We start from the raw sequence: 24,178 nt of genomic DNA on the forward strand, positions 1-24,178 counted from the left end.
CGTTATCGTTCTTCGCGAGCAGGCTCGCTCCCACATTTGATCTCCGGAGTTGATGAGATCCATGTGGGAGCGAGCCTGCTCGCGATGGCGGCCTACCAGACGCCAGCGTCCTCAGTGGCTTATCATTAGCCCCCTAACGACGCCCCTCAAGGTTCACCCGGCATGCTGGCAATCTTTCTCGAAACGCTGACCATCACCGCGCCAGTCTTTGCCATGCTGTTTATGGGCGTCCTGCTCAAGCGCATCCACTGGATCAACGACGACTTTATCCACACCGCGTCGGCACTGGTGTTCAACGTCACCATGCCGGCGCTGCTGTTTCTCGGGATTTTGCATGCGGATCTGCACGCGGCATTAAAACCGGCGCTACTGATCTACTTTGCAGTAGCGACCCTGGCGTCGTTCGCCATTGCCTGGGGCTGGGCGATCTGGCGTTGTCCGCGAGAGGATCGGGGGATCTACACCCAGGGCGCGTTTCGCGGCAACAACGGGGTGATCGGTCTGGCACTGGCGGCGAGCATGTATGGCGACTACGGGATTTCCCTCGGGGCGATTCTCGCGGCGCTGGTGATCCTGTTCTACAACACGCTGTCGACCATCGTCCTGGCGGTGTACAGCCCGGTGATCAAGTCCGATCCGTGGAGCATCTGCAAAAGCGTGGGCAGCAATCCGTTGATCATCAGCGTGCTCAGCGCTGCCCCCTTCGCTTATTTCAAGATTGGCTTGCCCGGCTGGCTGGAGACGTCCGGCAGCTACCTGGCGCAGATGACCTTGCCGCTGGCGTTGATCTGCATTGGCGGCACGCTGTCACTGGCGGCGTTGCGCAAGAGCGGTGATCTGGCGTTGAGTTCAAGCCTGGTGAAGATGATCGGCTTGCCGATCCTGGCCACGCTCGGTGCCTGGCTCTGGGGTTTTCGCGGGGCGGAGTTGGGGATTCTGTTTCTGTACTTCGGCAGCCCGACCGCCGCCGCCAGTTTTGTCATGGCCCGGGCGGCCAATGGCAATCATGAACTGGCGGCGGCGATCATCGTCATCACCACGTTGATGGCGGCGGTCACCACCAACCTCGGGATCTTTGTGTTGCAGTGGGGCGGGTGGATTTAGCCCCGAGGTTTGCGGTGTTCTTCAGGGCCAATCGCGAGCAGGCTCGCTCCCACAGTTGATCTGCGTCGAACACAATATCTGTGCACGCCGAAAATCCACTGTGGGAGCGAGCCTGAACTCGATAGCAATCTTGCAGGCACCCCAGATGCCGGCGTCTTACTCAGGCTTCTGGTAGCTATCAATCACTTCCTGCGCGGCGCGGAACGCTTCCATCGCCGCTGGCACGCCGGCGTAGACCGCGCAGTGCATCAGCGTTTCGCGGATCTCATCGACCGTGCAGCCATTGTTCAGCGCACCACGCACGTGCCCTTTGAGTTCTTGCGGGCACTTGAGTGAGGTCAGGGCCGCGAGGGTGATCAGGCTGCGGGTTTTCAGTGCAAGGCCTTCACGGTTCCACACCGCCCCCCAGGCGTGTTCGTTGACGAACTCCTGAAACGGCCGGGTCAGCTCGGTGGCATTGCCCATGGAGCGGTCGACGAAGGCGTCGCCCATGACCTGGCGGCGAACTTCAAGGCCACTCGGTTTGCTGGAGTCGGGTGTGTCGGTCATGTCGATTCCCTCTTGTTGTGTTGGCGACGCCAGGCGCGCAGTGACGTGAACAGCAAAAACGCCACCAGCGCCGGCAGGACGAAAAACAGCATCAGGTGTTCAAGCTTGCCGGCCAGCGGCATGCCCGTGGTAAACGACACGACGTGCAGCCCATACGCCAGGTACAAGGCCAGAAACAGCAGGCCTTCGGCGCGGGTAATCCGATAGCCTGAATAGAACATCGGCAAACACAGCACCGAGACAGCCAGCATCACCGGCAAGTCGAAATCCAGCGCGTTGGGCGATACCGACAGTGGCGTCGGCGCGATCAGCGCGGTGATGCCCAGCACACCCAGCAAGTTGAACAGGTTGCTGCCCACCACGTTGCCCACGGCGATGTCGCGCTGGCCACGCAGGGCGGCAATCAGCGAGGTTGCCAGTTCCGGCAGCGAGGTACTGATCGCAATGATGGTCAGGCCGATGATTCGTTCCGACAAGCCCAGGTCAGTCGCCACCTCGACTGCTGCGCTGAGCAGCAGATGCCCGGCAAACACCAGCAAGGCCAGGCCGGCAAGCATCAACAGCAGGCTGCTTGGCCACGGCGCGCGGGATTGGCTGCCGCCCCCGGCCTGAGTGCTGTGCGGGCGCACCGAATGCCGTGACTGGCGCAGCAAAAGCCCGAGGTAAAGTACCAGCGCGGCTAACAGAATCGTGCCGTCGAGCGGTGTCAGTCGTTCATTCCAGGCCAGGGCGAACACCAGCAGGCTGGCGCCGATCATCACCGGGATGTCCAGGCGCACCAGTTGCCGGGAGACCCGCAAGGGGATGATCAGTGCCGAGAGACCGAGGGTGACCAGGATATTGAAGATGCTGCTGCCAATCACGCTGCCGAAGGCGATGTCGGAGTTTTGCATGAGGGTTGCTTGCAGGCTCACCGCCATTTGTGGCGCGCTGCTGCCCAGAGCCACGACGGTCAGGCCGATGATCAGCGGGCGCACGTTCAAATGTGCAGCCAGGCGCACGGCGGCGCGGACCAGCAACTCGGCGCCGGCGATCAGCAGTACCAGGCCACTGAACAGTTGAATCAGACTGAACAGCGGTAAATCGGCAAGTCCGAAAATGATCGGTGCTCCGTCTGTCAGTTATCGAGAGATTGCACGCGAACCCGTGCGGTGCCGCTGCCTAGCATGCCCAACCGCTGGGCCGCTTCGCGAGACAGGTCGATCAGACGCCCACGGGTGTGCGGTCCGCGATCGTTGATACGCACGACACAGGATTTATCGTTATTGAGGTTAGTGACCTTCACCCGTGTACCAAATGGCAACTGGCGATGGGCAGCGGTCAGGGAATTCGGGTTGAAACGCTCACCACTGGCGGTGCGTTTACCTTGGTGTTTGGCGCCGTAATATGAGGCCACGCCGGTCTTGTCGTAGCCGTGTGGATCGATGACATCCGTGCTGGCGCAACCGGCCAGCAGCGAGAGCAGGGCGCACGCGCCAAGTAGACGTTTCATTTGAAAGGCTCCCAAAATAATTGTGGCGAGGGAGCTTGCTCCCGCTCGGCCGCGAAGCGGTCGCAAAACCGGCTGATGTCTTCCTACTGGAAGAATGCGGTTGCCGATTTGGGTCTGCTTCGCAGACCAGCGGGAGCAAGCTCCCTCGCCACGGGGAATGGAGCCAGGCTTTGAAACTGGCTCCATTGCGGTCAGCCTTCGAGCTTGCTTTTCAGCAGTTCGTTGACTTGTTGCGGGTTGGCTTTGCCCTTGGAGGCTTTCATTGCCTGGCCGACGAAGAAGCCGAACATCTTGCCGCGTTTGGCTTCGTCTGCCGCGCGGTACTGTTCAACCTGTTCGGCGTTGGCTGCGAGCATTTCGTCGAGAACGGCCGAGATTGCGCCGCTGTCGGTGACTTGCTTCAAGCCGCGTTTGTCGATGATTTCGTCCGCGCTGCCTTCGCCGCTGGCCATGGCTTCGAACACGGTCTTGGCGATTTTACCGGAGATGGTGTTGTCCTTGATGCGCAGCAGCATGCCGCCCAACTGCTCGGCCGAGACCGGTGCGTCGTCGATTTCCAGGCCTTGCTTGTTCAGCAGGCTGCCCAGTTCGACCATGACCCAGTTGGCCGCCAGTTTGGCATCGCCGGCAATGCTCACGACCTTTTCGAAGTAGTCCGCTTGCTCGCGGCTCGACGCCAAAACGCTGGCATCGTAGACCGACAGGCCGAACTGCTCCTGGAAGCGCTCGCGTTTCTGCGGTGGCAGTTCCGGCAAGGTGGCGCGGACGTCATTGAGGAACGAGTCCTCGATGACCACCGGCAACAGGTCCGGATCAGGGAAGTAACGGTAGTCGTTGGCTTCCTCTTTGCTGCGCATGGCGCGGGTTTCGTCTTTGTTCGGGTCGTACAGGCGCGTCTGCTGGATCACCTTGCCGCCGTCTTCGATCAGTTCGATCTGGCGACGCACTTCGGTATTGATCGCTTTCTCGATGAAACGGAACGAGTTGACGTTCTTGATCTCGCAGCGTGTGCCGTACTCGACCTGGCCTTTGGGGCGCACCGACACGTTGCAGTCGCAACGCAGCGAGCCTTCGGCCATGTTGCCGTCGCAGATGCCCAGGTAACGCACCAGCGCGTGGATCGTCTTGACGTAGGCCACGGCTTCCTTGGCGCTGCGCATGTCCGGCTCGGACACGATCTCCAGCAGCGGCGTGCCGGCGCGGTTCAGGTCGATGCCGGTGGCGCCGTTGAATTCTTCATGCAGGCTCTTGCCGGCATCTTCTTCCAGGTGCGCACGGGTAACGCCGACACGCTTGATCGTGCCGTCTTCCAGGGGGATGTCCAGGTAGCCCTTGCCGACGATCGGCAATTCCATCTGGCTGATCTGGTAGCCCTTGGGCAGGTCCGGGTAGAAGTAGTTCTTGCGGGCGAACACGTTGTGCTGGCCGATCTCGGCGTCAATCGCCAGGCCGAACATCACCGCCATGCGCACCGCTTCCTGGTTCAGCACCGGCAGCACGCCGGGCATGCCCAGGTCGACCAGGCTAGCCTGGGTATTCGGCTCGGAGCCAAACGTGGTGGCGCTACCGGAGAAAATCTTCGATTGGGTGGCGAGCTGGGTATGAATCTCCAGCCCGATCACGACTTCCCATTGCATGTGTTTCTCCTCAGAAGCCTGTCGGGGTGCGGGTGTGCCAGTCGGTGTTCAACTGGTACTGGTGCGCAACGTTGAGCAAGCGGCCTTCCTGGAAATACGGGGCGAGCAATTGCACGCCAACCGGCAGGCCATCGACGAAACCGGCTGGCATCGACAAGCCCGGCAGGCCCGCCAGGTTGGCGGTGATGGTGTAGACGTCTTCCAGGTACGCAGCGACCGGGTCGCTGTTCTTGGCGCCGAGTTTCCAGGCCGGGTTCGGCGTGGTTGGGCCGAGGATGATGTCGACCTCATTAAAGGCAGCCATGAAGTCGTTCTTGATCAGACGACGGATCTTTTGCGCCTTCAGGTAGTAGGCGTCGTAGTAACCGGCCGACAGCGCGTAGGCACCGACCATGATCCGGCGCTGCACTTCCGGGCCGAAACCTTCGCCGCGCGAACGCTTGTACAGGTCGGTCAGGTCTTTCGGGTCTTCGCAGCGATAGCCGAAACGCACGCCGTCGAAACGCGACAGGTTGGAGGAGGCTTCAGCCGGGGCGATCACGTAGTACGCAGGAATCGCGTGCTGCATGTTCGGCAGGCTGATTTCCTTGACCACCGCGCCGAGCTTTTCCAGCTCCTTGACGCTGTTGTGGATCAGTTCGGCGATGCGCGGGTCCAGACCTGCGCTGAAGTATTCCTTCGGCACGCCAATGCGCAGGCCTTGCAGCGAGCCGTTGAGGCTGGCGCTGTAATCCGGCACGGGTTCGTCGATGCTGGTGGAGTCTTGCGGGTCGAAACCAGCCATGCCTTGCAGCAGGATCGCGCAGTCTTCAGCGGTGCGCGCCAACGGGCCACCCTGATCGAGGCTGGAGGCGTAAGCGATCATGCCCCAGCGCGAAACACGACCGTACGTCGGTTTCAGGCCGGTGAGGTTGGTCAGTGCTGCCGGCTGTCGGATCGAGCCACCAGTGTCGGTGCCGGTCGCCGCCGGTAACAGACGAGCGGCAACCGCGGCCGCCGAACCGCCGGACGAACCGCCGGGCACGTGTTCCAGGTTCCACGGGTTTTTCACCGCGCCGTAGTAGCTCGACTCGTTGGCCGACCCCATGGCGAATTCGTCCATGTTGGTCTTGCCCAGGGTCACGGTCCCGGCAGCGGCCAGCTTGGCGACCACAGTGGCGTCATACGGCGCCTTGAAGTTGTCGAGCATCTTGGAGCCGCAGCTGGTGCGAATGCCCAGGGTGCAGAACAGGTCCTTGTGAGCGATCGGTGCACCGAGCAGGGCGCCGCTCTCACCGTTGGCCCGGCGTACGTCCGCGGCTTTCGCCTGCTGGAGCGCCAGGTCCTCGGTGACGCTGATGAAGCTGTTGAGCTGAGGGTCGAGCTGGGCGATACGCGCCAACAGCACTTTGGTCAGCTCTTCGGAGGAAAACTTTTTGTCGGCGAGTCCGCGGGCGATCTCGGCCAGAGTCAATTGATGCATTGCAGGCTCTTTCCCTTTAGTCGATGACTTTCGGAACCAGATACAGGCCGTTTTCGACCGCTGGTGCGATGGACTGATAGGCCTCGCGGTGATTGGACTCGGTCACGACGTCTGCACGCAGGCGCTGACTGGCTTCCAGTGGGTGGGCCAGCGGCTCGATACCGTCGGTATTGACCGCCTGCATTTCGTCGACCAGCCCGAGAATGCTGTTCAGGGCCGAAGTGATGTGTGGAAGATCGGCATCATTGAGGCCAAGGCTGGCCAGATGAGCGATTTTTTCCACGTCGGAGCGTTCAAGCGCCATGGGATTCTCCAGTGGAAAACAGAACGGACGCTGTCCGTGTGTTAGATTGTCGGAACACTACCGCATTTCTACGGTCATAAGGCCGCGATTGTGGGGGTTGGTGCACAGAAAAGCGGCCAATTTAACATATTGGCGCCTTGCCCAAAATCCCTGTCGTTGTTAGAGTTTGCCGCACTTTTTTACCCACGCGTTGCCTAGGGTCCCTTTCCCATGTTCAAGAAACTGCGTGGCATGTTTTCCAGCGATCTTTCCATTGACCTGGGCACTGCCAACACCCTTATTTACGTGCGCGAGCGCGGTATCGTCCTGAATGAACCATCAGTTGTGGCCATTCGGACCCACGGTAATCAGAAAAGTGTCGTTGCTGTCGGCACCGAGGCCAAGCGCATGCTCGGCCGTACACCGGGCAACATTGCTGCCATTCGTCCGATGAAGGACGGCGTCATCGCCGACTTCAGCGTCTGCGAAAAGATGCTGCAGTACTTTATCAACAAGGTTCACGAAAACAGTTTTCTGCAGCCTAGCCCTCGTGTGCTGATCTGCGTTCCATGCAAGTCCACCCAGGTTGAGCGTCGTGCCATCCGTGAATCGGCCCTTGGTGCCGGTGCCCGTGAAGTGTTCCTGATCGAAGAGCCAATGGCTGCTGCGATCGGTGCCGGCCTGCCAGTTGAAGAAGCGCGCGGTTCGATGGTCGTCGATATCGGTGGCGGTACCACTGAAATCGCACTGATCTCCCTCAATGGTGTGGTTTATGCCGAATCCGTACGGGTTGGCGGCGACCGCTTCGACGAAGCGATCATCACTTACGTGCGTCGCAACTACGGCAGCCTGATCGGCGAATCCACCGCCGAGCGTATCAAACAGGAAATCGGTACCGCCTATCCGGGTGGTGAAGTTCGCGAAGTCGACGTTCGCGGCCGTAACCTGGCTGAAGGCGTGCCACGTGCATTCACTCTGAACTCCAATGAAGTGCTGGAAGCTCTGCAAGAGTCCCTGGCAACCATCGTTCAGGCCGTGAAAAGCGCACTGGAGCAATCGCCGCCGGAACTGGCGTCGGATATCGCCGAGCGTGGTCTGGTACTGACCGGTGGTGGCGCCTTGCTGCGTGACCTCGACAAGTTGCTGGCCCAGGAAACCGGTCTGCCGGTGATCGTTGCCGAAGATCCGCTGACCTGCGTTGCTCGCGGCGGTGGTCGTGCATTGGAAATGATGGATAAGCACACCATGGACCTGCTCTCCAGCGAATAATTTCGCCGGATGCTTCTATGCTGTTCGCGCGCAGGCAGCACTTTGCAGTGCTGCCTGTTGGCGTTTATCTTCTGTCAGTCTGCATCCAGGCCGGTTTGATGCCGTATGAATAAAGAGAACATTTGCCTGGGAGGAGCGGCTTATTAAACCGCTTTTCGCCAAAGGTCCCTCAATGGGCGTGCGCTTTCTGGTGCTGGCCGTGCTATCGGTCGCGCTGATGGTGGTCGATGCCCGCTTTGAAGTGCTCAAGCCTGCGCGCAGTCAGATGTCGCTGGTCTTGATGGACGCCTATTGGATCACCGACCTGCCGGAGCGGTTGTGGCAGGGTGTGAGCAGTCAATTTGGCAGCCGTACCGAGCTGGTCGCCGAAAACGAAAAACTCAAGACCGAAAACCTGCTGCTGCAGGGACGCCTGCAAAAGCTTGCGGCCTTGACCGAGCAGAACGTTCGGCTGCGCGAGTTGCTCAACTCGTCCGCACTGGTCAACGAGAAGGTCGAAGTGGCCGAGTTGATCGGCGTCGATCCCAACCCCTTCACCCATCGCATCATCATCAATAAAGGTGAGCGCGACGGCGTGGTGCTGGGCCAACCGGTGCTCGATGCCCGTGGTCTGATGGGGCAGGTGGTCGAGCTGATGCCTTACACCTCGCGGGTATTGTTGCTGACCGACACCACCCACAGTATTCCTGTGCAAGTGAACCGTAACGGCTTGCGGGCGATTGCCAGCGGTACCGGCAACCCGGAACGTCTGGAGCTGCGTCACGTTGCGGACACGGCTGACATTAAAGAAGGCGACCTGCTGGTCAGCTCCGGCCTCGGTCAGCGCTTCCCGGCCGGTTACCCGGTGGCGACCGTCAAGGAAGTGATCCACGACTCTGGCCAGCCGTTCGCCATTGTGCGCGCGGTGCCGACCGCTGCACTCAATCGCAGTCGTTACATGTTGTTAGTGTTCAGTGACGGCCGCACGCCGGAAGAGCGTGCCAACGAAGCGGCTCAGGCCCAGGATGCAGATCAGCATCCTGGCGGCGCGGCATTCGTGCCAGCCACCGTCCCTAAACCTGCCGCCTCCCTTGCACCGGCGCCAGTTGCCGCGACACCTGCACCCGCAACGGCCACTCCGGCCACACCGGCGGCCAAGCCTGCGACCAAAACTTCGGCCCCGGCCAAACATGCTGTGCATCCCGCAGTGGCCAAGCCGCCTGCCGCCTCAGCGGCTGTCGCCAAGCCGGCGGCAACAGTGCCCGCAGCCACCACTCAGGGTAGAGAATAATGGCCAGTAGCCGACCTCGTAATGGCTGGATGATCTGGCTGACGTTCGTCATCGGCTTGTTGCTCAGTATCGTACCGTTCCCGCATGTCGAGATCCTGCGTCCGATGTTCCTCGCGCTACCGTTGGCGTATTGGGCATTGGAAGTGCCGCAGAAAGTCGGGATGCTCACGGCCTGGTGCCTGGGCATGATGCAAGACGTGCTGTTTGGCACCTTGCTGGGGCATAACGCGCTGATTCTGACCCTGATCACCTTTTTGATCATGACGCTGCGACCGCGTTTGCGGATGTTTCCGATGTGGCAGCAAAGCCTGGTGATTCTGGTGATCCTGGGGCTCGCACAACTGCTGCAACTGTGGCTCAGCGCCTTGACCGGTAACCGTCAGACGCTGGCGGTGCTCTTGCCTGCGCTGATCAGCGCCTTGCTCTGGCCCTGGGTCAGCTTCGGATTGCGTGGATTGAGCCGCCGCTACAAAATCAATTAATTAATTCGGTCAGGCTTAGGGTCTGTTGACGCTTGGTGACGACCGCGACGGCGACCCATTTGGCGCAGGGCAAGGCGCGAGGAACGCAGTTTGGTTGTTCCAAATCAGTTCCGAGCAACGCAGCCCTGCGCCAAATGGGTCCCGTCCCTTCGGGTTGCGCGCCAACGTGCGCGAGGCTGCGTTGCGGGATTTGCCAAGGGAACAACCATTAGCGGCATCCCGCGCCTTGCCTCGCACACGTTGGCACAGCAACGCGGTTCGTCACCAAGCGTCAACAGACCCTACCCGCACCTCGACAGGGAGATGTCTTGATGAATCCGCTTTACCTCGCCTCAGGCTCGCCGCGTCGGCGTGAACTGCTCACGCAGATCGGCGTGCCGTTCACCGCCATCAGCGCGGACATTGATGAAACCCCTCTGACTGACGAAACTCCTGCGGCCTATGTCGAGCGTCTGGCGCGCGGCAAGGCCGAGGCCGGTCGTGCATTGCTGGCGCTCAACGAACCGGGTGCACCTATTTGTGTGTTGGGTGCCGATACCGCCGTGGTGCTCGATGGGCAGATTCTGGGCAAACCGCTCGACGAAGCCGAATCTTTGAGCATGTTGATGAGCCTGTCGGGGCGTGAACATGAAGTGCTGACCGCCATCGCCGTGCTGGATGGCCAATATTGCGAATCACGGGTGGTGCGCAGCCTGGTACGTTTTCGCTCAATCAGTCATAAAGAGGCAGCGGCCTACTGGGCCAGCGGCGAGCCACGGGACAAGGCGGGCGGCTACGGAATTCAGGGGCTTGGCGCGGTGTTTGTCGCCGCGCTCAACGGCAGTTATTCCGCCGTGGTCGGTCTGCCGCTGTGCGAAACCTTCGAGCTACTCGGCCATTTCGGCATACCCTGTTGGCAAAACCTTATCGCGCGCCAAGCGCCGTACTGACTTGATGCGGCCATAATCGTGAATATGCCTGAACGAGACCTTGCCATGAGTGAAGAGATTCTGATCAACATCACGCCGATGGAATCGCGCGTGGCGGTGGTCGAAAACGGTGTCCTGCAAGAAGTTCATGTCGAGCGCACCCAGCGTCGTGGGATAGTCGGCAACATCTATAAAGGCAAGGTGGTTCGCGTTCTGCCAGGCATGCAGGCGGCATTCGTCGATATCGGTCTGGACCGGGCAGCCTTTATCCACGCCTCGGAAATCTCCCTGCGTGAAGGCCCTGCGGTGGAAAGCATCAGCGCATTGGTGCATGAGGGGCAGAGTCTGGTGGTGCAGGTCACCAAGGACCCGATCGGTTCCAAAGGTGCGCGGCTGACGACCCAACTGTCGATTCCCTCGCGCTATCTTGTGTACATGCCGCGCACGGCCCACGTTGGTATTTCGCTGAAAATCGAGGACGAGACCGAGCGCGAACGCCTCAAACAAGTGGTCACCGATTGTGTCGCGAAGGAAGGCATCAAGGAGGCGGGCGGTTTTATTCTGCGCACTGCCGCAGAAGGCGCCGGTGCCGATGAGATCCTGATGGACATCCGTTACCTGCGCCGCCTCTGGGATCAGATTGGCGCGCAGATCAAGACCGTCAGCGCACCGAACGTCATCTACGAAGACCTCGGCCTGGCCCTGCGCACCCTGCGCGATCTGGTCAGCCCGAAAATCGAGAAGATCCGCATCGACTCGCGGGAAACCTTCCAGAAAACCACACAGTTCGTTGCCGAGCTGATGCCGGAAATCGCTGACCGCCTGGAGCACTACCCGGGCGAGCGGCCGATTTTCGATCTGTATGGTGTCGAAGACGAAATCCAAAAGGCGCTGGAGCGCAAAGTACCGCTCAAGTCCGGCGGCTATCTGGTGGTCGATCCGGCAGAAGCCATGAGCACCATTGATGTGAACACGGGCGCTTTTGTCGGGCACCGCAATCTTGAAGAGACTATCTTTAAAACCAACCTGGAAGCGGCCACCGCGATTGCCCGGCAGTTGCGCCTGCGCAACCTGGGCGGGATCATCATCATTGACTTCATCGACATGGAAGATGAAGAGCATCAGCGCCAGGTGTTGCGCACGCTGGAGAAACAGCTGGAGCGCGATCACGCCAAAACCAACATCATCGGGATCACCGAGTTGGGCCTGGTGCAGATGACGCGCAAGCGCACGCGCGAAAGTCTCGAGCAGGTGCTCTGCGAGCCGTGCAGCAGTTGTCAGGGGCGTGGCAAGCTCAAGACCCCGGAAACCGTGTGCTACGAAATCTTCCGGGAGATCTTGCGGGAAGCCCGCGCCTATCAGGCTGAAGGCTATCGTGTGCTGGCCAACCAGAAAGTGGTTGACCGGTTGCTCGACGAAGAGTCGGGCAATGTCGCGGAACTTGAAGGTTTTATCGGACGAACCATTCGTTTTCAGGTAGAAACCATGTACTCCCAGGAACAATACGACGTGGTGCTGCTCTGATTCGCTGTGTTTCATTACTAACGGCTGGCCTCAGCTTGCTGCACGATTTCGCCATGGGAGCCAACTGACATGGACCGTCTGATCCGCCTTTTCACCGCATCGATCCGCTGGGGCCTGGGGCTCTGCGCATTGTTGCTGGTGCTGGCTGCGCTGTACGTCAGCCTCGGTCGCGAGTTTATTCCGCTGGTGGCCGAGTATCGCGCGGAGGTCGAAGCCAAGGCCCGCGAAGCCTTGGACATGCCGTTGCAGATCGGTAGCCTGGAAGGACGCTGGGCTGGCATGGCGCCGATATTGCTGGCCCACAACGTCACGGTCGGGGAAGGCGCGAATGCCTTGCACCTGAATCAGGTGCGAGTGGTGCCGGATGTCTGGGCCAGCCTGCTGGCGCGTGCGGTGCGGATCGAGCATCTGGAACTCAATGGCCTGAAGATCAGCCTCAAGGAAAACGCGCAGGGTCAATGGGCGCTTGAAGGTCTGCCGGTGCGGCAGGATCAGCCGCTGAACCCCGAGCAACTGCTCAATCGCATGCAGATGGTGGCGCAGGTGTCGGTGCTCGACAGTCAAATCACCTTGCTGCCGATCGACCACGTGCCGCTACCCCTGACCCACGTCGGCCTGAACCTTAAAACCGCTGTCAACCGCCTGCGCCTCGACGCTCGTCTGACCTTGCCAGACGGCCAGCCACTGGCCATGAGCCTGCTTAGCCGGATTCGTGCCGATCAGTGGCAAGAGGCTGAAGTCGACGGCTACCTCAGCCTGCCACAAAGTGATTGGTCGAAATGGTTGCCTGAGCGCGTGACCCAGCAATGGCATTTTTCCGAGATCAAGGCCGGCGGCGAACTTTGGGTGAACTGGAGCAAGGGGACCCTGCAACGCGCAGAGGTTCGTCTTAACGCGCCGCAAATCAAGGGTGCCTACGCCGAGCGCAAGCCGATCCAGATCAACAATCTGGCGTTCAACGGGTATTTCCAGCGCAGCACCGAAGGTTTCCAGGTGTCCTTCGATTCCCTGGCCATGACTCTGGGGGAAACCCGCTGGGAAACCCATCTGAACGTTCAACAGACCGCGACCACTGAAAAGACCTCGGAACTCTGGCACCTGCAAGCCGACCGCTTTGACCTCACCCCGATTACACCGTTGCTCAATGCCTTGGGGCCGCTGCCCAAAGACTTCGCCACGGTGGTCGAGCGGCTCAAGGTCACCGGTGCTTTGCGCAACGTGCTGATCGACATTCGCCCCGAGGCTACCGATGACAGCAAATTCAGCTTCGCCGCCAATCTTGAGCGTGTCGGGTTTGACGCTTATCACGGTGCTCCGGCGGCGCGTAACGTTTCCGGGAGTATCAGCGGCGACCTCGGCCAGGGCGAACTGCGTATGGACAGCAAGGATTTTTCCTTGCACCTGGACCCGATCTTCGCCAAGCCATGGCAGTACCTTCAGGCCAATGCCCGGCTGACCTGGAAACTCGATCAACAAGGTTTCACCCTGATTGCGCCGTACCTGAAGGTGCTGGGCGAAGAGGGCAAGATTGCCGGCGACTTCCTGATTCGCCTGCATTTCGATCACACCCAGGAAGACTACATGGACCTGCGGGTCGGTCTGCTGGAAGGTGACGGGCGCTACACCGCCAAATACCTGCCGAAGGTCTTGAGTCCGGCGCTCGATGAGTGGCTGCGTACGGCGATTCTCAAAGGCGCGGTGGATGAAGGTTTCTTCCAGTATCAGGGCTCGCTGAACCACGATGCCACCGACGCGGCGCGCAGCATCAGCCTGTTCTTCAAAGTGCATGACGCCGAACTGGCCTTCCAGCCGGGGTGGCCGCATGTCAGCAAGGTCAGCGGTGATGTGTTCATCGAGGACAGTGGTGTGCGCATTCTGGCCAGCAAGGGCCAGTTGCTCGACACCCAGGTTCGCGATATCTACGTCAACATCCCCCATGCGCCCGCCGGGCAGCACAGTCACCTGTTCCTCGACGGTGCTTTCGCCGGTGGTCTGGGTGATGGCCTGAAGATTCTTCAGGACGCGCCGATCGGCACCGGCTCGACCTTCGCCGGTTGGCAGGGCGAAGGTGAATTGCAGGGCAGTCTGAAACTGGATATTCCCTTGGACAAGGGCGAAGATCCGAAGATTGTGGTCGACTTCAAAACTGCCAAGTCGCGTCTGAAGCTGAGCGATCCGGAGCTTGAGCTGACGCAGCTCAAAGGGGATTTCCGCTTTGACAGTGCCAAGGGGGTCAGTGGCCAGAACATTACTGCGCAGGCTTTTGACCGGCCGATCAGCGCACAGATTTATGCCAATGGCAGCCCTGGCAAGCTCAACACCCGGGTCACCGCCAACGGCCAGGTGGCGGTGAAAAAACTCACCGATTGGCTGAAAGTCACTCAGCCGTTACCGGTTTCCGGGACGATCCCTTATCAGTTACAGCTCAACCTCAACGGCGCCGACAGCCAGTTGATGATCAGCTCCAACCTCAAGGGCGTGGCAATCGATTTGCCGGCACCGTTCGGCATGTCCGCCGCGCAAGGTCGCGACACGGTGTTGCGCATGAGCCTGCAAGGGCCTGAGCGGCGTTACTGGCTCACCTATGGCGACCTGGCGGACTTCACCTTTTCGGCGCCTGGTGGCAATTTTGCCGATGGCCGTGGCGAGTTGTTCCTGGGTAGCGGCAGCGCGCAGTTGCCTGGCGATAAAGGTCTACGCATCCGTGGGGTGCTGTCGCAGCTGGATGTCGAGCCATGGAAAGCGCTGATCGATCGTTATGCCGGACAGGACCCGGGCGGCAGCGCCAAGCAATTGCTCAGTGGCGCAGACTTCAAGGTCGACAAGCTCACGGGTTTTGGCACCACGCTGGATCAGGCCCGCCTGCAACTGGATCGCAAGCCGACAGCCTGGGCGTTGCAACTCGATAGCCAGCAGGCCAAAGGCAGTGTCGGGATTCCCGACGCCAAGTCCGCGCCGATTGCGATCAACCTGCAATACGTGCGGTTGCCGGCACCTGATCCGAAGGTGCAGGCCGACGAGAATGCACCGGACCCACTGGCGTCGGTCGACCCAACGAAAATTCCTGCACTGGATATCAATATTGACCAGCTGTATCAGGGCACAGATCTGGTGGGCGCCTGGTCGCTGAAGGTCCGCCCAATCGTCAAGGGCATTGCCTTCAACAGCATGAATCTGGGCCTCAAAGGCATGCAGTTGCAGGGCGCGGGTGGCTGGGAAGGCGTGGCGGGCGCCAGCAGCAGTTGGTACAAGGGACGTATTGAGGGCAAGAACCTCGGCGACGTACTCAAGGGGTGGGGCTTTGCACCGACGGTGACCAGCGAAGAGTTCCATATGGACATCGACGGTCGCTGGCCTGGCTCGCCGGCCTGGGTCGGACCAAAGCGGTACTCCGGCAGCCTGGATGCCACGCTACGCAAAGGGCAATTCGTCGAAGTCGAAGGTGGCGCGCAGGCATTGCGGGTGTTCGGCCTGCTCAACTTCAACTCAATCGGCCGTCGCTTGCGCCTGGACTTCTCCGACCTGTTCGGCAAAGGGTTGAGTTACGACCGGGTCAAGGGATTGCTGGTGTCCAGCAATGGGGTGTACGTCACTCGTGAGCCGATTATCATGACCGGCCCATCGAGCAACCTGGAGCTCAACGGTACGCTGGACCTGGTGGGTGACAGGGTCGATGCGAATCTGTTGGTGACCTTGCCGTTGACCAACAACCTGCCAATTGCCGCACTGATCGTCGGCGCGCCTGCGATAGGCGGCGCACTGTTTCTGATCGACAAACTGATCGGTGATCGGGTGGCGCGCTTTGCCAGCGTCAAATACACCATCAAAGGTCCGTGGAAAGAGCCGAAAATTACCTACGACAAACCTTTTTGACTCTTTTTTTCAGAACGCACTCCCCAAGCCTATGGAGTAGCATGGCTGTAGGCTTTATTTGTGTCGCCGCGTACGTCCCCTGTAGCAGCTGCCGAAGGCTGCGTTCGGCTGCGAAGCGGCCGTAAAATCAAACACCGCGATTTTTCAGGTAAACCGTGCATCCTGATTTACGACTGCTTCGCAGCCGAACGCAGGCTTCGCCAGCTGCTACGGGTATTCGCAAGGCAGACGCAAGGCGTGCAGAACTCAAATAAGGAAAGGACCATGTCTCTTGCGGTGATTCAAATGGTCAGCCAGAGCGACGTGCTGACTAACCTGACCCAGGCTCGGCACCTGCTCGAGCAAGCGGCAGCGGGCGGCGCGCGACTGGCGGTGTTGCCGGAAAACTTCGCGGCCATGGGCCGTCGCGACATCGCTGACATCGGTCGCGCCGAGGCCTTGGGCGAAGGCCCGATCCTGCCCTGGTTGAAACAGGCCGCTCGCGACCTCAAGTTATGGATAGTGGCCGGTACCTTGCCGTTACCGCCGGTGGATCAGCCCCAGGCGAAATCCAATGCCTGTTCGTTGTTGATCGATGAGCACGGCGAGACCGTGGCGCGTTACGACAAACTGCATCTGTTCGATGTCGATGTAGCGGACAATCGCGGGCGCTACCGCGAATCCGATGACTATGCTCATGGAAGTAAGGTGGTGGTGGCCGATACGCCGGTCGGCCGGGTAGGCCTGACGGTTTGCTACGACCTGCGCTTTCCGGAACTGTACAGCGAACTGCGTGCAGCCGGTGCAGAGCTGATTACCGCACCGTCGGCGTTTACCGCGGTGACGGGCGCGGCCCATTGGGAAGTGTTGATCCGCGCCCGGGCCATCGAGACCCAGTGTTACGTGTTGGCCGCCGCCCAGGGTGGAACACATCCGGGACCGCGTGAAACCTTCGGCCATGCGGCGATTATCGACCCGTGGGGCCGCGTGCTGGCGGAGCAGGACCAAGGCGAGGCCGTGCTGCTGGCCGAGCGCGATAGCAGCGAACAGGCGTCCATCCGGGCGCGGATGCCGGTGTCCAGTCACCGGCGCTTTTTCTCGCAGGGCGCGCAGCGACCTGCCTCAGAACGTGGAATTAAGGCGTAAAACCTATGAGCGAGTTGTTGTCCTCAGTCAGTGAACATCTGCTAGCGCCGGGCGGCGTGACCATCGAGAACCTGCAAAGTGTGCTGGGTGATCTGGCTGGCCCGGGCATCGATGCGGCCGACCTGTATTTCCAGGGCCAGATTTCAGAGTCCTGGGCGCTGGAAGACGGCATCGTCAAGGAAGGCAGCTTCAACCTCGATCAGGGTGTTGGCGTGCGTGCGCAATCGGGTGAAAAAACCGGTTTTGCCTACAGCAATGCGATCACTCTTGAGGCGCTTGGCCTGGCGGCCCGTGCCGCCCGTTCGATCTCCCGTGCCGGGCAAAACGGTACGGTGCAGGCATTCAGCACTCAGGACGTTGCCCGCTTGTACGGGCCCGACAACCCACTGGAAGTGATGACGCGCGCCGAGAAAGTCGAGCTGCTCAAGCGTATCGATGTGGCAACTCGCGCACTCGATCCGCGTATCCAGCAAGTCACTGTGAGCATGGCCGGGGTGTGGGAGCGGATTCTGGTGGCCTCCACCGACGGCGGTCTGGCAGCGGATGTGCGACCTTTGGTGCGCTTCAATGTCAGCGTGATCGTCGAGCAGAACGGTCGCCGCGAACGCGGTGGTCATGGCGGTGGCGGGCGTACCGACTACCGTTATTTCCTCGCTGAAGACCGTGCCATGGGCTACGCCCGTGAGGCATTGCGTCAGGCGCTGGTCAACCTGGAAGCCATTCCGGCACCGGCCGGCACCTTGCCGGTGGTTCTGGGTTCTGGTTGGTCTGGCGTGTTGCTGCATGAAGCAGTCGGCCATGGTCTGGAAGGCGACTTCAACCGTAAAGGCAGTTCGGCCTACAGCGGCCGCATGGGTGAAATGGTTGCGTCCAAACTCTGCACCATCGTCGATGACGGCACACTGGCCGGTCGCCGTGGATCGCTGAGTATCGACGACGAAGGCACCCCGACCGAGTGCACCACGCTGATCGAAAACGGCGTGCTCAAGGGCTACATGCAAGACAAGCTCAACGCCCGCCTGATGGGCCTGGCGCGCACCGGCAACGGTCGCCGTGAGTCTTACGCGCACCTGCCGATGCCGCGCATGACCAACACATACATGCTCGGTGGCGAAAGCGATCCGGCAGAAATCATTGCCTCGGTGAAGAAAGGCATCTACTGCGCCAACCTGGGCGGCGGTCAGGTCGACATCACCAGCGGCAAATTCGTGTTCTCCACCAGCGAGGCGTACCTGATCGAGGACGGCAAGATTACCGCGCCGGTCAAAGGGGCAACGTTGATCGGAAACGGTCCGGAAGCCATGAGCCGGGTGTCGATGGTCGGTAACGACCTGGCGCTGGACAGCGGGGTAGGGACGTGCGGCAAGGATGGTCAGTCGGTGCCGGTGGGTGTCGGCCAGCCAACCTTGAAAATCGACGCGATCACCGTGGGTGGCACGGGCGCGTAAGGATGGAGCTTCGGGTGGACTGTGTGACAGCCCACCCGACACGAGGGTTAACGCAGACCGCGTTGAGTCTCGTCCAGCTCACGGATGTACTTGAAGATTTTTCGGCTGGAAGCAGGAGGCTTGCTTTGTGCAAGTTCATGCTGAGCCTGACGGATCATGGAGCGCAGTTGCTGGCGATCCGCGTCCGGGTAGTCGACGACGAACTTTTCCAGTACGGCATCGTCGCCGGCGATCAAGCGATCGCGCCAGCGTTCCAGACCGTGGAAACGTTCGTTGTACTGGCGAGTGGAGGCATCGAGTTGGTCCAGCAGCGACAGAATGGCGCTGGTGTCCTGATCGCGCATCAGCTTGCCGATGAACATGAGGTGCCGTTTACGCGCGATGTTCGCGGTGTGCTTGGGTGCATCGGCCAGAGCCCGGCGCAAAGCGTCGGACAACGGCAGTTTTGCCAGCAAGTCAGGCTTGAGTGTTGTAAGGCGCTCGCCAAGGTCAACCAGAGCATGCAGCTCGCGTTTGACCTGGGTTTTGCTTTTTTCTCCCCCGTCGAGGGAGTCGTCGTAAGAATCAACCATGGTGGCAGTCCGCAAAGAAACGCCGCCATGATAACCAGTCGGGGGCCGCTTGTCCGGCCCGGTCGCTCGATGACCTTAACCGAAAGCAGAATTTGAGTGGAGAACAGCATGAGTGCAGTTGAAAGCGTCGGCCCACAAGCGTTGCCGGCACTGCAAGAGCAAGTCGAGCAGATCATTGCCGAAGCCAGGCGTCAGGGCGCCAGTGCCTGCGAAGTGGCTGTGTCTCTGGAGCAGGGCCTGTCGACCTCGGTGCGTCAGCGGGAAGTCGAAACCGTTGAGTTCAACCGTGATCAGGGTTTTGGCATCACCTTGTATGTTGGCCAGCGCAAAGGTTCGGCCAGCACCTCGGCCAGTGGCCCCGAGGCCATTCGCGAAACCGTTGCCGCCGCGCTGGCCATCGCCAAGCACACCTCCGAAGACGAACACTCGGGCCTGGCCGACGCCGCACTGATGGCCAAGGACTTGCCGGACTTTGACCTGTTCCATGAATGGGACATCACCCCTGAGCAAGCAATCGAGCAGGCGCTGGCCTGTGAAGCGGCGGCGTTTGCTACCGACAGCCGGATCAAGAACGCCGATGGCACCACCTTGAGCACTCACCAGGGCTGCCGCGTGTACGGCAACAGCCATGGTTTTATCGGTGGATACGCGTCGACACGTCACAGCCTGAGCTGCGTGATGATTGCCGAAGCTGACGGCCAGATGCAGCGCGACTATTGGTATGACGTCAATCGCCAGGGCAACTTGCTGGCCGATCCGGCGAGCATCGGCCAACGCGCGGCGCAACGGGCGGCCAGCCGTCTGGGCGCACGCCCGGTGCCGACCTGCGAAGTGCCGGTGCTGTTTTCCGCAGAATTGGCGGGCGGTTTGTTCGGCAGTTTCCTGGGAGCAATTTCCGGCGGCAACCTGTACCGCAAATCCTCGTTCCTGGAAGGCGCGCTGGGTCAAAAGCTGTTCCCTGAATGGCTGACTATCGATGAGCGTCCACACCTGATGCGCGCCATGGGCAGTTCAGCGTTCGATGGCGATGGCCTGGCGACTTATGCCAAGCCGTTTGTCGAGAACGGTGAGTTGGTGTCTTACGTGCTGGGTACTTATTCCGGCCGCAAGCTCGGCATGCCGAGCACCGCCAACGCCGGTGGCGTGCACAACCTGTTTGTCACCCACGGCGATGAAGACCAGGCGGCGCTGCTGCGGCGCATGGGACGCGGCTTGCTGGTGACCGAATTGATGGGCCAGGGCTTGAACATGGTCACCGGCGACTACTCTCGCGGCGCGGCGGGTTTCTGGGTCGAAAACGGTGAAATCCAGTTCGCGGTCCAGGAAGTGACCATCGCCGGCAACATGCGCGACATGTTCAAGCAGATCGTTGCGGTGGGTAATGACCTGGAACTGCGCAGCAACATTCGAACGGGTTCGGTGTTGATCGAGCGTATGACAGTGGCGGGTAGCTAAACCCTTACTGTTAAGCAAAAAAAGCGCGCCCCCCCATGGGGGGCGCGCTTTTTTATTGCCTGACACAAGCCCTGTGGCGAGGGAGTTTGCTCCCGCTGGACTGCGTAGCAGTCCCCTTCTTTTGTGAAGAGAGGGGCCGCTTCGCGACCCAACGGGGGCAAGCCCCCTCGCCAGAAGGTTATGTGTTTACTCGCCTTCGCCGAAATAGTTGTTGATCAGCTCTTTCAACGCATCCAGCGCCTCCTGAGCTTGATCACCTTCTGCGTTAAGGTGGATCGTCGTTCCCTTGCCGGCGGCCAGCATCATCATGGACATGATGCTCTTGCCATCGACCATCTTGTTCACATCGGGGGTGCGGCCCACTCTGATCTCACAGGGAAACTCCGCAGCTTTGCCCACGAATTTGGCGGAAGCGCGGGCATGCAGGCCCAGTTTGTTGATGATTTCAATTTCCAGAGCGGGCATCGCGGTGTGAATCCTTTAGCTAAGGTCGCGGTGGCGAACCTGGACGTTCTTCAGGGATTGTTGCAGGACTTGGCCCAGGCGTTCGGTCAGGTAGACGGAGCGGTGATGCCCGCCGGTGCAGCCAATGGCGATTGTGACGTAAGCGCGGTTGCTGGCGGCAAAGCGCGGCAGCCATTTGAGCAAGTAGGTGGAGATGTCCTGGAACATCTCTTCGACATCAGGTTGAGCGGCCAGGTACTCGGCCACTGGCTGGTCCAGTCCGGACTGTGTGCGTAGCTCCGGTTTCCAGTACGGATTCGGCAAGCAACGTACGTCAAACACCAGGTCGGCATCGACCGGCATCCCCCGTTTGAAGCCGAAGGACTCCACCAGAAACGCAGTGCCCGGCTCTGGCTGGTTCAGGAGGCGCAACTTGATGGTGTCGCGCAGCTGATACAGGTTCAGATTGGTGGTGTTGACCTTGAGGTCGGCCAGATCGGCAATCGGCCCCAGTAGATTGGTCTCGTCATCGATGGCTTCGGCCAGCGAGCGGTTGGCGTTGCTCAGCGGGTGGCGGCGACGGGTTTCCGAGAAGCGCTTGAGCAGGGTTTCTTCGTCGGCGTCCAGATACAGCACATCGCATTGAATGTGCCGACTGCGCACTTCTTCCAGCAGTTCCGGGAAGCGTGACAGGTGGCTGGGCAGGTTACGCGCATCGATGGAAACCGCGACCAGCGGTTGCGCCAGTTCGGTGTGAATCAGTGCACGCTCGGCCAATTCCGGTAACAGGCCGGCCGGGAGGTTGTCGATGCAGTAGTAGCCGCTGTCCTCCAGTACATCGAGGGCAGTGCTTTTACCTGAGCCAGAGCGGCCGCTGACGATGATCAAGCGCATGGTTAGTGACCGTTCTGCTCGTCGAGGACAACCTGATACAAGGCTTCATTGCTTTTTGCGCTGCGCAGGCGATCGCGGACTTCTTTGCGATCCAGCATGCTGGCGATCTGGCGGAGCAGTTCCAGGTGCGCATCGGTAGCGGCTTGCGGGACCAGCAAAACGAACAGCAGGTCGACCGGAGCACCGTCGATGGCGTCGAAATCTATAGGGGCATCCAGGTGCATCAAGGCGCTAATGGGCGACTCGCAACCTTTGAGGCGGCAGTGGGGGATAGCGATGCCGTTGCCAAAACCGGTAGAACCGAGTTTTTCACGGGCAATCAGGCTCTCGAAGACGTCCTGCATGGCCAGGCTCGGCACTTCGCGGGCGATCAGGTTGGCAATTTGTTCGAGGGCTTTCTTTTTACTGCCGCCCGGCACGTTCACCAAAGAACGGCCGGGGGTCAGGATGTTTTCAAGTCGGATCATGGGTTGGGAGTGTTAACGACCGGTTGCGCCCTGGAGGACACTTTGGGTCTTTTCCTTATGCTTTTTGAGTTGGCGATCCAGTTTGTCGGTGAGTGAGTCGATCGCCGCATACATGTCTTCATGTTCGGCGTTGGCGACCACTTCACTACCGGGAATATGCAGGGTGGCTTCGATTTTCTGCTTCAACTTTTCGACGGTCATCGTGACCTGCACGTTGGTGATCTTGTCGAAATGCCGCTCTAATCGTTCGAGTTTTTCCCCGATGTAGGCGCGCAGGGGTTCGGTCACTTCCAGTTGGTGTCCACTGATGTTGACTTGCATACAGCTTCTCCTTCGTTGCCAGTGCATAAGACGGCAGGTTGGCAAACCTGCCGCTGGAACGCTGTAACGTGGTCCTGTCTACATCAACCGCTTCCGCTCGCTGGAGGGCGCAATCCCGAGGGATTCCCGGTATTTGGCGACGGTACGACGGGCCACCTGAATGCCTTGTGCCTCCAGTAAACCAGCGATCTTGCTGTCACTCAACGGCTTTTTCTGATTTTCCGCGGCAACCAGTTTTTTGATGATCGCGCGGATCGCTGTGGACGAGCATTCACCGCCTTCAGAGGTGCTGACGTGGCTGGAGAAAAAGTATTTCAGCTCATAGATACCACGTGGGGTATGCATGAATTTTTGCGTGGTCACCCGTGAAATTGTCGACTCGTGCATGCCGACCGCTTCGGCGATGTCATGCAGGACCAGCGGCTTCATCGCCTCATCGCCGTACTCAAGGAAGCCGCGCTGGTGCTCGACGATCTGGGTCGCGACTTTCATCAGGGTTTCGTTGCGGCTTTGCAGGCTCTTGATGAACCAGCGTGCTTCCTGCAATTGATTGCGCATGAAGGTGTTGTCGGCGCTGGTGTCGGCGCGACGGACGAAACCGGCGTATTGCGGGTTGACGCGCAGACGCGGAACCGACTCCTGGTTCAACTCCACCAGCCAGCGTTCGTTGTCTTTGCGCACGATGACGTCGGGAACCACGTATTCGGCTTCGCTGGACTCGATTTGCGAGCCCGGACGCGGATTGAGGCTCTGTACCAGCTCGATGACCTGGCGCAGTTCATCTTCCTTGAGCTTCATGCGGCGCATCAGCTGGCTGTAGTCGCGGCTGCCCAGCAGGTCGATGTAATCGATGACAAGGCGCTTGGCCTCGGCCAGCCAAGGGGTCTTGGCGGGTAACTGGCGCAGTTGCAGCAACAGGCATTCGCCAAGGTTGCGTGCGCCGATGCCGGCCGGCTCGAATTGCTGGATGCGATGCAGGACGGCTTCGATCTCGTCGAGCTCGATGTCCAGTTCCGGATCGAAGGCTTCGAGGATTTCCTCAAGGGTTTCGTCCAGGTAGCCCTGGTTATTGATGCAGTCGATCAGGGTGACGGCGATCAGCCGGTCGGTGTCGGACATCGGCGCCAGGTTCAGTTGCCAGAGCAGATGGCTCTGCAGGCTTTCGCCGGCGGAGGTACGAGTGGTGAAGTCCCATTCGTCGTCATCGTTGCTTGGCAGGTTGCTGGCGCTGGTCTGGTAAACGTCTTCCCAGGCGGTGTCGACCGGCAGTTCGTTAGGGATGCGCTCGTTCCATTCGCCTTCCTCGAGGTTATCCACCGTGGGGGCGGTTTCCTGGTAGGAGGGCTCCTGGATATCGGTGTTGGGTTTCTGCTCGATGTTGTCCGCCATCGGGTCGGCGTTATCGAAGTCGTCGCCTTCTTCCTGGCGTTCGAGCATTGGATTGGACTCCAATGCCTCCTGGATTTCCTGTTGCAGGTCCAGGGTCGACAATTGGAGCAGGCGGATGGCCTGTTGCAGCTGCGGTGTCATCGTCAGCTGCTGGCCCATTCTCAAGACTAGCGATGGTTTCATGGCAGGGGCTTAACACCTTATTCGCCG

The 24,178-nt window shown here is 60.2% G+C and carries 22 protein-coding genes; 10 read left to right on the forward strand and 12 right to left on the reverse strand.

Annotated features, from left to right (window positions below; genetic code table 11):
- Nucleotides 1–162 precede the first annotated feature (162 nt).
- The gene (locus tag NTD87_RS19790) at nucleotides 163–1,104 is read left to right on the forward strand and encodes an AEC family transporter (RefSeq protein ID WP_262115886.1); all 942 of its coding nucleotides are present in this window, start codon (nucleotides 163–165) and stop codon (nucleotides 1,102–1,104) included.
- 156 nt (nucleotides 1,105–1,260) lie between these two features.
- Here the strand turns inward: NTD87_RS19790 and NTD87_RS19795 are convergent, their stop codons facing one another.
- The 6 genes from NTD87_RS19795 to gatC all read right to left on the reverse strand — a co-directional run bounded on the left by NTD87_RS19795 (nucleotide 1,261) and on the right by gatC (nucleotide 6,548).
- On the reverse strand, nucleotides 1,261–1,653 hold the full coding sequence (locus NTD87_RS19795; RefSeq protein WP_262115887.1) for a carboxymuconolactone decarboxylase family protein: 393 nt from the start codon (nucleotides 1,651–1,653) through the stop codon (nucleotides 1,261–1,263).
- Complete coding sequence (locus NTD87_RS19800) at nucleotides 1,650–2,720, reverse strand: calcium/sodium antiporter (RefSeq protein WP_262116046.1); 1,071 nt, start codon at nucleotides 2,718–2,720, stop codon at nucleotides 1,650–1,652. The genes NTD87_RS19795 and NTD87_RS19800 overlap by 4 nt, the downstream gene beginning before the upstream one ends.
- Nucleotides 2,721–2,770: 50 nt before the next feature.
- The gene (locus NTD87_RS19805; protein WP_262115888.1) at nucleotides 2,771–3,145 is read right to left on the reverse strand and encodes a septal ring lytic transglycosylase RlpA family protein; all 375 of its coding nucleotides are present in this window, start codon (nucleotides 3,143–3,145) and stop codon (nucleotides 2,771–2,773) included.
- A 191-nt stretch (nucleotides 3,146–3,336) separates the two neighbouring features.
- Complete coding sequence (gatB, locus tag NTD87_RS19810; protein WP_262115889.1) at nucleotides 3,337–4,782, reverse strand: Asp-tRNA(Asn)/Glu-tRNA(Gln) amidotransferase subunit GatB; 1,446 nt, start codon at nucleotides 4,780–4,782, stop codon at nucleotides 3,337–3,339.
- A 10-nt stretch (nucleotides 4,783–4,792) separates the two neighbouring features.
- Complete coding sequence (gene gatA / locus NTD87_RS19815; protein ID WP_262115890.1) at nucleotides 4,793–6,244, reverse strand: Asp-tRNA(Asn)/Glu-tRNA(Gln) amidotransferase subunit GatA; 1,452 nt, start codon at nucleotides 6,242–6,244, stop codon at nucleotides 4,793–4,795.
- A gap of 16 nt (nucleotides 6,245–6,260) precedes the next feature.
- A complete protein-coding gene (gene gatC, locus NTD87_RS19820) occupies nucleotides 6,261–6,548 on the reverse strand; it encodes an Asp-tRNA(Asn)/Glu-tRNA(Gln) amidotransferase subunit GatC (RefSeq protein WP_019691880.1) in 288 nt (95 codons plus the stop codon).
- A 210-nt stretch (nucleotides 6,549–6,758) separates the two neighbouring features.
- On the opposite strand from gatC, the gene mreB reads away from it, so the two are divergent.
- From mreB to tldD, 8 genes are all read left to right on the forward strand, one after another.
- Complete coding sequence (gene mreB, locus NTD87_RS19825; RefSeq protein WP_002555108.1) at nucleotides 6,759–7,796, forward strand: rod shape-determining protein MreB; 1,038 nt, start codon at nucleotides 6,759–6,761, stop codon at nucleotides 7,794–7,796.
- 142 nt (nucleotides 7,797–7,938) lie between these two features.
- The gene (mreC, locus tag NTD87_RS19830; RefSeq protein ID WP_262116047.1) at nucleotides 7,939–9,066 is read left to right on the forward strand and encodes a rod shape-determining protein MreC; all 1,128 of its coding nucleotides are present in this window, start codon (nucleotides 7,939–7,941) and stop codon (nucleotides 9,064–9,066) included.
- Nucleotides 9,066–9,548: a rod shape-determining protein MreD gene (gene mreD, locus NTD87_RS19835; RefSeq protein WP_262115891.1), complete on the forward strand. Its 483-nt coding sequence runs from the start codon at nucleotides 9,066–9,068 to the stop codon at nucleotides 9,546–9,548. Before mreC ends, mreD begins: the two co-directional genes overlap by 1 nt.
- Nucleotides 9,549–9,859: 311 nt before the next feature.
- Nucleotides 9,860–10,477 (forward strand): Maf family protein, encoded by a 618-nt coding sequence (locus tag NTD87_RS19840; RefSeq protein WP_262115892.1) that lies wholly within the window; start codon nucleotides 9,860–9,862, stop codon nucleotides 10,475–10,477.
- Nucleotides 10,478–10,522: 45 nt separating this feature from the next.
- Nucleotides 10,523–11,980 carry a ribonuclease G gene (rng, locus tag NTD87_RS19845; RefSeq protein WP_123424267.1) on the forward strand — a complete coding sequence of 486 codons (1,458 nt, stop codon included), beginning with the start codon at nucleotides 10,523–10,525 and terminating at the stop codon, nucleotides 11,978–11,980.
- A 69-nt stretch (nucleotides 11,981–12,049) separates the two neighbouring features.
- Nucleotides 12,050–15,853, forward strand: a complete 3,804-nt coding sequence (locus tag NTD87_RS19850) for a YhdP family protein (protein ID WP_262115893.1) — start codon at nucleotides 12,050–12,052, stop codon at nucleotides 15,851–15,853.
- A 264-nt stretch (nucleotides 15,854–16,117) separates the two neighbouring features.
- Nucleotides 16,118–16,978: a carbon-nitrogen hydrolase family protein gene (locus NTD87_RS19855; RefSeq protein WP_262115894.1), complete on the forward strand. Its 861-nt coding sequence runs from the start codon at nucleotides 16,118–16,120 to the stop codon at nucleotides 16,976–16,978.
- A gap of 5 nt (nucleotides 16,979–16,983) precedes the next feature.
- A complete protein-coding gene (gene tldD, locus NTD87_RS19860; protein WP_216742408.1) occupies nucleotides 16,984–18,426 on the forward strand; it encodes a metalloprotease TldD in 1,443 nt (480 codons plus the stop codon).
- 47 nt (nucleotides 18,427–18,473) lie between these two features.
- Here the strand turns inward: tldD and yjgA are convergent, their stop codons facing one another.
- Nucleotides 18,474–18,998 (reverse strand): ribosome biogenesis factor YjgA, encoded by a 525-nt coding sequence (yjgA, locus tag NTD87_RS19865; RefSeq protein ID WP_262115895.1) that lies wholly within the window; start codon nucleotides 18,996–18,998, stop codon nucleotides 18,474–18,476.
- A gap of 108 nt (nucleotides 18,999–19,106) precedes the next feature.
- Between yjgA and pmbA the strand changes: the two genes are divergently transcribed.
- Nucleotides 19,107–20,453, forward strand: a complete 1,347-nt coding sequence (gene pmbA, locus NTD87_RS19870) for a metalloprotease PmbA (protein ID WP_262115896.1) — start codon at nucleotides 19,107–19,109, stop codon at nucleotides 20,451–20,453.
- A 186-nt stretch (nucleotides 20,454–20,639) separates the two neighbouring features.
- Here the strand turns inward: pmbA and NTD87_RS19875 are convergent, their stop codons facing one another.
- From NTD87_RS19875 to NTD87_RS19895, 5 genes are all read right to left on the reverse strand, one after another.
- Nucleotides 20,640–20,918, reverse strand: coding sequence for an HPr family phosphocarrier protein (locus tag NTD87_RS19875; protein WP_262115897.1), 279 nt, complete (start codon nucleotides 20,916–20,918; stop codon nucleotides 20,640–20,642).
- A gap of 15 nt (nucleotides 20,919–20,933) precedes the next feature.
- The gene (gene rapZ / locus NTD87_RS19880; protein ID WP_262115898.1) at nucleotides 20,934–21,791 is read right to left on the reverse strand and encodes an RNase adapter RapZ; all 858 of its coding nucleotides are present in this window, start codon (nucleotides 21,789–21,791) and stop codon (nucleotides 20,934–20,936) included.
- 2 nt (nucleotides 21,792–21,793) lie between these two features.
- Nucleotides 21,794–22,258, reverse strand: a complete 465-nt coding sequence (gene ptsN, locus NTD87_RS19885; protein WP_262115899.1) for a PTS IIA-like nitrogen regulatory protein PtsN — start codon at nucleotides 22,256–22,258, stop codon at nucleotides 21,794–21,796.
- Nucleotides 22,259–22,270: 12 nt separating this feature from the next.
- Nucleotides 22,271–22,579, reverse strand: a complete 309-nt coding sequence (hpf, locus tag NTD87_RS19890; RefSeq protein ID WP_262115900.1) for a ribosome hibernation-promoting factor, HPF/YfiA family — start codon at nucleotides 22,577–22,579, stop codon at nucleotides 22,271–22,273.
- A gap of 78 nt (nucleotides 22,580–22,657) precedes the next feature.
- Nucleotides 22,658–24,151 (reverse strand): RNA polymerase factor sigma-54, encoded by a 1,494-nt coding sequence (locus NTD87_RS19895; protein WP_262115901.1) that lies wholly within the window; start codon nucleotides 24,149–24,151, stop codon nucleotides 22,658–22,660.
- Between the last annotated feature and the right edge of the window lie 27 nt (nucleotides 24,152–24,178).

Origin of the sequence: Pseudomonas sp. 6D_7.1_Bac1, assembly GCF_025465945.1 — a bacterium.
Classification (GTDB): Bacteria; Pseudomonadota; Gammaproteobacteria; order Pseudomonadales; family Pseudomonadaceae; genus Aquipseudomonas.

Coding starts and splice junctions, on each gene's coding strand:
- NTD87_RS19790 (WP_262115886.1), top strand. CDS start 163: ATGCTGGCAATCTTTCTCGAAACGCTGACCATCACCGCGCCAGTCTTT.
- NTD87_RS19805 (WP_262115888.1), bottom strand. CDS start 3,145: ATGAAACGTCTACTTGGCGCGTGCGCCCTGCTCTCGCTGCTGGCCGGT.
- NTD87_RS19840 (WP_262115892.1), top strand. CDS start 9,860: ATGAATCCGCTTTACCTCGCCTCAGGCTCGCCGCGTCGGCGTGAACTG.
- NTD87_RS19795 (WP_262115887.1), bottom strand. CDS start 1,653: ATGACCGACACACCCGACTCCAGCAAACCGAGTGGCCTTGAAGTTCGC.
- tldD (WP_216742408.1), top strand. CDS start 16,984: ATGAGCGAGTTGTTGTCCTCAGTCAGTGAACATCTGCTAGCGCCGGGC.
- mreB (WP_002555108.1), top strand. CDS start 6,759: ATGTTCAAGAAACTGCGTGGCATGTTTTCCAGCGATCTTTCCATTGAC.
- NTD87_RS19895 (WP_262115901.1), bottom strand. CDS start 24,151: ATGAAACCATCGCTAGTCTTGAGAATGGGCCAGCAGCTGACGATGACA.
- NTD87_RS19875 (WP_262115897.1), bottom strand. CDS start 20,918: ATGCCCGCTCTGGAAATTGAAATCATCAACAAACTGGGCCTGCATGCC.
- rng (WP_123424267.1), top strand. CDS start 10,523: ATGAGTGAAGAGATTCTGATCAACATCACGCCGATGGAATCGCGCGTG.
- pmbA (WP_262115896.1), top strand. CDS start 19,107: ATGAGTGCAGTTGAAAGCGTCGGCCCACAAGCGTTGCCGGCACTGCAA.
- NTD87_RS19855 (WP_262115894.1), top strand. CDS start 16,118: ATGTCTCTTGCGGTGATTCAAATGGTCAGCCAGAGCGACGTGCTGACT.
- hpf (WP_262115900.1), bottom strand. CDS start 22,579: ATGCAAGTCAACATCAGTGGACACCAACTGGAAGTGACCGAACCCCTG.
- mreD (WP_262115891.1), top strand. CDS start 9,066: ATGGCCAGTAGCCGACCTCGTAATGGCTGGATGATCTGGCTGACGTTC.
- gatB (WP_262115889.1), bottom strand. CDS start 4,782: ATGCAATGGGAAGTCGTGATCGGGCTGGAGATTCATACCCAGCTCGCC.
- gatC (WP_019691880.1), bottom strand. CDS start 6,548: ATGGCGCTTGAACGCTCCGACGTGGAAAAAATCGCTCATCTGGCCAGC.
- gatA (WP_262115890.1), bottom strand. CDS start 6,244: ATGCATCAATTGACTCTGGCCGAGATCGCCCGCGGACTCGCCGACAAA.
- yjgA (WP_262115895.1), bottom strand. CDS start 18,998: ATGGTTGATTCTTACGACGACTCCCTCGACGGGGGAGAAAAAAGCAAA.
- ptsN (WP_262115899.1), bottom strand. CDS start 22,258: ATGATCCGACTTGAAAACATCCTGACCCCCGGCCGTTCTTTGGTGAAC.
- NTD87_RS19850 (WP_262115893.1), top strand. CDS start 12,050: ATGGACCGTCTGATCCGCCTTTTCACCGCATCGATCCGCTGGGGCCTG.
- rapZ (WP_262115898.1), bottom strand. CDS start 21,791: ATGCGCTTGATCATCGTCAGCGGCCGCTCTGGCTCAGGTAAAAGCACT.